General features: G+C 69.7%; 5 protein-coding genes. All 5 read right to left on the bottom strand.

Going from position 1 to position 5,665, the window contains the following annotated elements:
- Positions 1 to 3,181 (bottom strand): type I polyketide synthase (locus IE312_RS38220; protein ID WP_194704709.1); only part of this gene is annotated, 3,181 nt, incomplete at its 3' end.
- A 71-nt stretch (positions 3,182 to 3,252) separates the two neighbouring features.
- A complete protein-coding gene (locus IE312_RS26425; RefSeq protein WP_189984821.1) occupies positions 3,253 to 3,654 on the bottom strand; it encodes an acyl carrier protein in 402 nt (133 codons plus the stop codon).
- Between the two features lie 7 nt (positions 3,655 to 3,661).
- On the bottom strand, positions 3,662 to 4,237 hold the full coding sequence (locus tag IE312_RS26430; RefSeq protein WP_189984822.1) for an FcoT family thioesterase: 576 nt from the start codon (positions 4,235 to 4,237) through the stop codon (positions 3,662 to 3,664).
- 21 nt (positions 4,238 to 4,258) lie between these two features.
- Positions 4,259 to 5,479, bottom strand: a complete 1,221-nt coding sequence (locus IE312_RS26435; RefSeq protein ID WP_189984823.1) for a cytochrome P450 family protein — start codon at positions 5,477 to 5,479, stop codon at positions 4,259 to 4,261.
- Between the two features lie 2 nt (positions 5,480 to 5,481).
- Positions 5,482 to 5,665, bottom strand: a 184-nt coding sequence (locus IE312_RS41915; RefSeq protein WP_229900461.1) for a cytochrome P450, incomplete at its 5' end; no start/stop codon positions are given.

Here is a 5,665-nt window from a genome sequence, read left to right on the forward strand (position 1 = left end):
CCGCCTTCTCCTCCAGCTCCGCCGCGACCTCCTTCAGCCGGGGAAGCAGGGTGTACTCCGCGCCGATCCGGGCGGTGACGTGGCAGCGCTCGATGGCCTGGTCGGCTCCCGGGGTACGGCTGAGGATCTCGGCCTCGGCGCCGCCGCCGGGGAGCTGCCGCAGCCGGGTACGGATCTCGGTGCGCTGCTCCTCGGAGAGGATCAGCGGCTCCTGGATCGCCACGTCCTCCAGGAGGCGGCCGCTCTCGCCGTACACCGCGTCCTGCAGGGCGAGCAGGATCTCGATGTAGCCGGCGCCGGGGAACACCGTCTGTCCCATGATGACGTGGTCGACCAGGTAGGACGGCTGGTCGGGACCGATCTCGGCGGAGAACTCGTGCACCTCTTCGGCCCGTTGAGCATCGCTGCTGACCTCGGCGCCGAGCAGCGGGTGGTGCGCCCGGGAGGCGTCGACCACGCGGTTTTTGGCGTGCCGGTCGCCGGTGATGGGCAGCCAGTACCGCTTGGTGTCGAAGGCGTACGTCGGCAGCGCGGTGCGCCGTCCGCCGCGGCCCCGGTGGTAGCCCTTCCAGTCGATGCGCAGCCCGGCGGCGTAGCACTCGGCCACCGAGGCGCGGACGACCGAGGCGTCCGTGTCGCCCTTGGCCGAACTGCGCAGCCAGACGTGCTCCTTGGCGTCCAGGATGCGCTTGCCCAGCCCGAGCAGCGTCCCCGAGGGACCCACCTCGATGAAGACGTGCCGGCCGCGGGCGCCGATGGCGGTCATGCCGGCCCGGAAGTCGACGGGCTCCGCGATGTGCCGCACCCAGTAGTCGGGGGTGGACATGTCGGCGATGTCGGCGACCCCGCCGGAGATGTTGGAGATCAGGGTGAATTCGGGCTCGTGGAAGGCGATGTCCCGGATCTCCTCGCGGAAGGCGTCGAAGACCTCCGCCATCAGCGGGGAGTGGAAGGCGTGCGAGACCGCGAGCCGCTTGGTGCGCAGACCGCGCTCCTCGAGCCGGCCGGTGATGGCCGCGACGGAGTCCGCGCCGCCGGAGATCACACAGTGACCGGGCGCGTTGAAGGCGCCGAAGGTGACGTCCTCGTACGGCTGAAGGAGGGGCGCGACCTCGTTCTCCGCGGCTTCCACGGCGACCATCGCGCCGGGTGCGGTCACGGACTGCATCAGCCGGGCCCGGGCCGCGACCAGCCGGACCGCGTCCTCGAGGGAGAACAGTCCGGCCACGGTCGCCGCGACCACCTCGCCGATGCTGTGGCCGATCAGGACGCTCGGCCGGATCCCCCAGCTCAGCCACAGCTGTGCGGTGGCGTACTCCAGGGCGAACAGCGCGGGCTGGGTGAAGCAGGTCTGGTCGATCGCCTCCGGGTCCTCGGCCTCACCGAGGACCAGGGCCTTGACGGACCGGCCGATCCGCGCTTCGAAGAGCCGGTCACAGGCGTCCAGGTGCTCCCGGAACACGGGGTAGGCGTCGTGGAGGGACTTGCCCATCCCCGCGTACTGGGAGCCCTGGCCGGTGAACAGGAAGGCGGCCTTGCTCAGTTCGGGGCCAGCGGCGGGAGTGCGATCGAGCAGCGCGGACAGCTCTTCGGTGTCGCGCACCACGCCCACGAGCCGGCTGCCGAAGTGCGCCCGGCCGACATTGCTGGTGTAGCAGACGTCGGCGAGGTCCAGGTCGGGGTGCGCGGCCAGGTGCGCACGGTAGCGCTCCGCCTGGAGCGCCAGCGCCTTCTCGCTCTTCGCCGACAGGGTGAAGATGTGCCCCCCGTCGGTCACCGACGGTTCGGCGGGGGCGAAGGCGGGCGCCTGCTCCAGTACGGCGCAGGCGATGGTGCCCGCGAAGCCGAAGGAGTTGACGACGGCGCGGCGGGTGTCCGCCTTCCAGGGCCGGCCCTCGACCGGCACCTCGACGCAGTAGTCGTCCCAGGGGATGTGCTCCGAGGGGGTCGCCATGTTGAGGTGCGGGAAGATCCGGCCGCTGTGCAGCTGCAGCGCGGCCTTGATCACACCGCCGATGCCGGCCGCCGCCTCCATGTGGCCGACGTTGGTCTTCAGCGAGCCGACGACGATCGGCTTCGCCTTCGAGTGCGACTCGGCGAAGACGGACTGGATGGCTCCCATCTCGATGGGGTCACCCAGCGAGGTGCCGGTGCCGTGCGCCTCGACGTACTGGATGTCCGCGGGCTCCAGCACCGCGTTGTCGAGCGCGGCCCGGATGACCATCTCCTGCGCGGAGCCGTTGGGAACGGTCAGGCCGCCGCTCTCGCCGTCCTGGCGCACGGCGGAACCGCGGACCAGCGCCAGCACCCGGTCCCCGTCGCGCTTGGCGTCCGTGAGCCGCTTGAGCACGACCATGCCGCAGCCCTCGCTGCGGCTGTACCCGTCGGCGGAGGAGTCGAAGGTCTTGCACTCGCCGTCGACGGACAGCATGTTCGCCTGCGAGAAGACGATGTGGTTGCGCGGGTGGTGGATCACGTTCACGCCGCCGGCCAGCGCGATGTCGCACTCGCCGCGGCGCAGGCCCTCGGCGGCCAGGTGCAGGGTCACCAGGGAGGCGGAGCAGGCGGTGTCCACGGCCATGCTCGGTCCGCGCCAGCCGAGGAAGTACGAGATCCGGCCGGGCACGGCGGAGTGCGCCGTACCGGTGCCGATGTTGGCGTCCAGCTCCTCGTACGCGAGGGCGTCCGCCTCGATGGTGTAGTCCACGGTGGAGACGCCGACGTACACACCGCCGTTGCCGTCGCGGAGGCTGTTCGGGTCGATGCCCGCCTCCTCCAGGGCCTCCCAGGCGGTCTCCAGCGCGAGCCGCTGCTGCGGATCGATGTACTGCGCTTCCTTCGGCGAGATGTTGAAGAACTGCGGGTCGAACCGGTCCACCCGGTCGAGGAATCCGCCGGCGAACGTGCGGATCTTGCCTTTCACATCCTGACCGCCCGAGGAAAAGCCCTCCACGTCCCAGCGGTCCTCGGGTATCGGCCCGGTACCCGACCGGCCCTGCTCAAGGAATTCGGCGAAGCCCGGAAGTGTCGAGTTCCCCCCCGGGAACCGCATCCCGACGCCCACGATCGCGATGGGCTCGTGCTTTTCGAGCAGCAGCTCCCTGAGTACGTGACGCTGCTCCTCGAGCGCTTCGCGGGCAGCGTCCAGTTCTTCCTGCACATCTGGGCGCCGGTTCGACATGGTGGTTCCTCCGCTCCAGAGGCAGCGCTCCCGCCCCCCGGAATAGTTCGTTGGTCAGGCCAGGTGTGCGTTCAGTCTTTGTACAGATCGTTCAGCAGGTCGGTGACCAGTGCCTTGCGGCCGGCCGGCACGGTGCTGGCGGCCTTCGGCTGCGCTGCCGTCGCCTCCCCGGTCAGCTTCGGGAGGATCTCGTTCTGCAGGTACTCCACGAGGCGGCCCAGCGTCGGCACCGCGAACAGCACGGCCGTGTCGATGGCGCAGCCGAGCTGTGCCTCCAGGCGCTGTTTGATCTCGGTGACACGGAGGGAGGTCAGGCCCAGGTCGAAGTAGTTCTGGTCCAGCGGAACGTCTTCGTCCTCGGACATGAGCAGCGCCGTGCGGAACTCGGTGCGCGCCAGCTCCTCGACCCGGGAACGCCGCTCGGGCCGGGGAAGGGCGCGCAGCTGCTCAACCAGTGGCGTGGTCGTCGTCATGAATGCCTCAGGATCGATTCTGGTTGCTGACCGGATTGGTGATGGCTATGCGGACCTCGCCGTGGCAGTTGCCGCCGGCCTCGTCCCAGTAACGGCACGTGGTCTGCGCGACCAGCAGTGCTTCGTGGAGGTCGTCCCCCTCCCATTCGGTGAGGTCGACGATCTCGATCTCACCGGAGAACCTGCCGCCTCGCATCGCGCGCCGGAAGGCACTGCGGAAATCGGTGATGAGGAAATCGGCAAGCTGGCGCGACCAGTAGTCCGCCATGCTCCAGGAAGCGAGCGGCTCCAGGAGCCGCTCCTTGACCGCCTTGGCGATCACGTAATACATCATCTGGTTGTAACAGATGTTGAATTCCACCGAGTTGAAGTGCCCGGTGTCGTCGATGTAGCAGGACTCCGGGATCTCGAACTCGCAGGACGCCGACACCCGTCCCGCCTCTCCGGGGCGGTCGGTCAGCCTCACCACCGCGGACTTCAGGTACTGGCAGTTCAGCCGGTACGGCTTCAGCACCTGCTCTAGCAGCACCTCGTCGGTGGCGAACTCGGTCGCCCGCGCCGGCGGCTGGGACAGGGTCGGCATCTCATTACCCCCAGGATGAGATCAGTACGTGACGGGCAGCTTCTCCAGGGACCGGATGGAATACCCGGGCCGCAGCCTGAGTTCCTCCGCCGGTACCGCCAGCCGGAGGTTCGGGAGGCGGTGCAGTACGGCCTCCAGCGCCGCCGTGATCTCCATACGGGCCAGTTCGGCGCCGGAGCAGAAGTGCGGCCCCTGCCCCAGGGCGACATGGCGGTTGGGTGCCCGGTCCGGCCGGAAGACCTCGGGGTCCTCGAACTTCTCCGGATCACGGTTGGCCGCGCTGAGCGACAGGAACACCGCGGACCCGGCCGGGATGGTCACCCCGCCGACCTCGACGTCCTCGGCGGCGAACCGCCGCGCGGCGGTGTGGCTGGCGCCGTGCAGCCGCAGGAACTCCTCCACGGCCGACGGCATCAGTTCCGGCTGCTCGCGCAGCCGCTGCGCCAGTTCCGGCTCCTGCAGCAGCCGCAGGACGGCCGAGCCGATGACGCCGGCGGTGGGGTCGTACCCACCGAGCAGCACCATGAAGCCGAGGCCCAGCAGCTCGTCCGTCTCCAGTGGCTCTTCCTGCCCCTGAAGACCCCGGATCCAGTCGTTCCAGATGTCGTCGCCCGGCTCCTTCCGCTTGAGCTCGACCAGCCGGGAGAGGCAGTGCAGCATGCTGATGCCGCCCTTGCGCAGCTCCTCCTGGTCCAGGCCCACCAGCGCGTCGGCCCAGCGGCGGAAGTCCGCCCGCTCCTCCGCCGAGACGTCCAGCATCTCGGCGATGATCGTGATGGGCAGCGGCATGGCGAGGCTGGCCATCAGGTCGGTCTCGCCGCTGTCCCCGAGCGCGGTGACGAGTTCGTCCGTCACCGCCTCGATACGGGGCTTCAGGGGCCGTACCCGCTTCGGCGCGAACGCCAGGTTCATGTACCGGCGCAGCCGCGTGTGCACGGGCGGGTCCTCGCGGACCAGCGACCGGGAGAACTCGACGGGCAGCGGGAAGCGGTAGTAGTCACCCTTGGCGTGCCGCACGTGGCGCACCAGCCGGTGATCGCCCAGCAGCTGGTGCACATCGGTGTAGCGGGTGACCAGCCAGGCGTCGTACCCCTCGGGCGTCTTGATCCGGTGGACCGGGCCCTCGGTGTGCAGACGGCGGTACGTCGCGTACGGGTCCGCGAAGTAGGCGGCGTCGAAGGGCGTCTTCACCGTGCTGAACGGGCAGCGGGCCGCCCCCGGAGCGTCCGGTGTCGTCGTCACGCTCAGAACCTGACCGGCAGCTCGTACGGGACCCGGATCAGGTACGACGGACGCCAGACGACCTCCTCCTCGGGCACCGCCAGCTTCATGTTCGGGAAGCGGCGCACCAGTTCGCCCAGCGCGATGCGCAGCTCGTGCCGGGCGAGCTCCTTGCCCGGGCAGTGGTGCGGGCCCCGGCCGAAACCG

The sequence above is a fragment of the Streptomyces capoamus genome (genome assembly GCF_014654935.1).
Taxonomy (GTDB): domain Bacteria; phylum Actinomycetota; class Actinomycetes; order Streptomycetales; family Streptomycetaceae; genus Streptomyces; species Streptomyces capoamus.